General features: G+C 65.9%; 2 protein-coding genes. Both read right to left on the bottom strand.

The annotated features are described in order from the left end of the window. Nucleotides 1–1,211, bottom strand: a 1,211-nt coding sequence (locus tag ACK42S_RS16885; RefSeq protein ID WP_409710285.1) for a phage portal protein, incomplete at its 3' end; no start/stop codon positions are given. Then, the coding region (locus ACK42S_RS16890; RefSeq protein ID WP_409710288.1) for a terminase large subunit at nucleotides 1,208–2,995 on the bottom strand (1,788 nt) is incomplete at its 5' end. The genes ACK42S_RS16885 and ACK42S_RS16890, both read right to left, overlap by 4 nt.

The following is a 2,995-nucleotide window of genomic DNA, read 5'->3' on the forward strand; positions in this document are numbered from 1 at the left end:
GGCGGCGCAAGGCCAGCCTGCGTGATGGGGACGTTCTGCATCTGCATGCGGGGCACATCGCCGCCTTCGACCGGCGGCAGGTTCTCGAGGGCACGGACCTCGTTGATGGTCATGACGCCGTTGGTCAGCATCTGCTGGTAGAAGGAGGCGCGCGCCGCGCTGTCGCCGCGCAGCAGGCCTTCCAGGTTGAACTCGATGGTGATGCCGGCGAGCCGATCCGCCACCGACAGCAGCTGCTTTTCCAGCGCCTGTTCGATGCGTTTCAGGCGCCGGCGCAGGGTGAACTTCTGGAACCCCAGGGTCTGCTGCTCGAGGCCTGTGCCCCAGCTGGTGGTTTTCTCGGTGTGCCCGACCATGAACGGCGGCACGCCGAAGAAGCGGCAGACTTCCTCGACCGAGAAGGCCCGGCTCTGCAGCATCTGCGCGTCTTCCGGACTGATCGAGAGCTGGACCCAGTCCATGCCGCGATCGAGCAGCATCGGTCGGCCTGCATTGATCGCCCCGGCAAACTTCTCCTGCAGCAGTTCCTCGGCCAGCCGGCGCTGGTCGATCGTCAGCGTATCCGCTGTTTTCAGCAGGCCCGACGGGCGCACCCCGTTGCGGAAGGTGTCGCCCGAGGCCCGCTCGATCGCCTGGGCCAGCCCGAACGACTGACGGCCGGCGCTCAGCGTCGAGAGACCGCCGAGCGGATTGCCGCCGAAGCCGCGGATGTGCAGCACCCGGTCCTGGCCGACGACATGGCGGACGCCCTGGTCCACCCATTCATACTCCAGCGCACCGTCATCGCGGCGGCGCACGGCCATCAGTTCAGGGGCGACTGGCACGCCCAGTGCAATCACCCGTCCGTTGCCGGCCCGGATCACCTCGGCATAGGCATTGCCGTGCAGCTCGACGCTGGCACAGATGAACTCCCAGAAATCGAGCGCGGTCTGGTCAGCGTTGGGGCTGTCATGCAGGATCCGGTAGAGCGGATGATCGTCCGCCACCGTCCGTGCGCCCCCTTTCGTCCGATAGACCATGAGCGGCAGCGAGGCGATCGTGCCGGCCAGCAGGTTGACGCAGGCCCAGGCCGCAGCCAGCCCCAAGACAGAGGTGGTGCTGACGATTTCGCCGCTGGCGCTCGGGCGCGCACCCAGTTCGCGGTAGAGAAACGGGTCGGTGAGGCCGATCGAGCGGGCCAGGTAGCTGACCGCCTTTTGCAGCAGGTTCACGCGGCGAGGCTCTTCAGCCAGTCGTCGATCGTCCCGCCGGTGTTACTGGACATCGCCGCCCCCACTGCCATGCACAGCGCGACGGCTGCGTCGATCTTGTTCAGGGCCCTCTGCTTGGAGAGCCAGTAATTGTCCCAGCGGTCGGTCTCGATGACCGCCGACATGATGGCCGAGACCAGCACCGGGTTGCGCTTCAGCCGGATCCGGCCCTCGAGCATCATCTCTTCAAGCTGGCGGACCGATCCCGGCATCCACAGGCCTTGCGGTTCGCGGTCCTGGCTTTTGGCGGCCAGTTTCATGGCATCGGTCGGCTTGCCGCGCTTGGTGCCGCCCTGCGGGTGCTCGACGAACTCCATGTCGAGGCCGAGTTCGGCAATGTCCTCTTCCAGCCGGCGGAAGGCATAGCGGTCGTAGGCGACCATCTGGACGTCGTAATCGCGATCATATTCGGCCAGTGCCTGGGCAACGTGCCGGAAATTGATGTTCTCGCCCTGCGGTGCCTGCAGGAAACCTTCGCGCACCCAGACGTCGTAGGGCTGCTTGTCGCGCAGAGTGCGCGCGGAGAGCGTGTCACCGGGCGTCCAGGCCTCGATCCAGGCATCGAAACAGGGCTTGCCGTCCTTTTCGCCGGTCCTTTGCACGGCGGCGAGCGCAGTGATGTCCCGGTTCTGGCTGAGATCGAGTCCGAGCCAGACCTTGGCGCCGGGCTTCGGCTCGAAATCGGCCAGCAGCGGCTCGAGCGTCGCCCGGGTCATCCAGGCGGTCTCGGCGTCGGTCCAGACGCAGAAATGCAGGCGCAGGATACCGTTCAGCTGGCCGGGAATGGCCCGGGCCTGCGCCACGACCTCGGTGAGATATTCCTCTGTAATGGTCACGCCCAGGAGCGGGTTGGCCTTGATCCAGCAGGCCGGATCATTGAGCGGGTCGTCGCCTTCGTCGAGCGCGCAGACGTAGCTGAATGTCGTGTCGTCGAGGACTTCGCCCAGATAGGTCGGGTCGGTCAGCGCATCGATGTTACCGGCCGCGACCTTCACCGCGTGCTCATGTTCCTCCCAGGCCACCGAATTGCGATCGGACCCCGAGTTGGTGATCATGAACAGCAACGGTTCGCGCCGGAACTTGAAGCCGCGTTCCAGCATCTCGATGATCGAGCGGTCTGGCAGCTCGTGGATCTCATCGGCCAGCACGAAATAGGGGCGCGGTCCCGAGCCGGTCTTGCCGGTATCGCGCGACACCGGGCGGAAAAACGATCCTGATCCGTGGTGCGCGATGTTGAATTCGCGCCCGGGACCGCCCGAGAATTCCAGCCGCCGCGCGAGAGCGGGCGACTGACGGACCATCTTCACCGCGTCGGCAAAGAGAATGCCCGCCTGTTCCCGTTTGGCCGCCGCCGCATAGATCTGGGCGCCAGCTTCCCCGGCCGCCGTCATCCCGAACAGGCCGATACCACCCGCGACCGGCGATTTGCCGTTACCTTTGCCCTGTTCGATGTACGCGCGGCGGAATCGCCGTCGGCCGTCGGCACGTTTCCACCCGAACAGGCTGCCGATGATGAAGGCCTGGCTCGGCTCCAGCCGGAAGGGCTGGCCCTCGAACTGGCCTTCGGAAAGCTTCAGCACCTCCTCGAAGAACCCGAAGGCGTGGTTTGCAGCCTCGAGATCGAACTGGATCCCGTCGGAGCGCTTGAGGTCGTCGAGGTGTCGGCGACAGGCATTGCGCACGTGCGGCCCAGCAATGATCTCCCCGGCAACAACCGCGCGGGCGTAGTCGGTCGTCCGGTCAGC

It is taken from the genome of Caldimonas sp. (assembly GCF_046289365.1).
Taxonomy (GTDB): Bacteria; Pseudomonadota; Gammaproteobacteria; order Burkholderiales; family Burkholderiaceae_C; genus Caldimonas.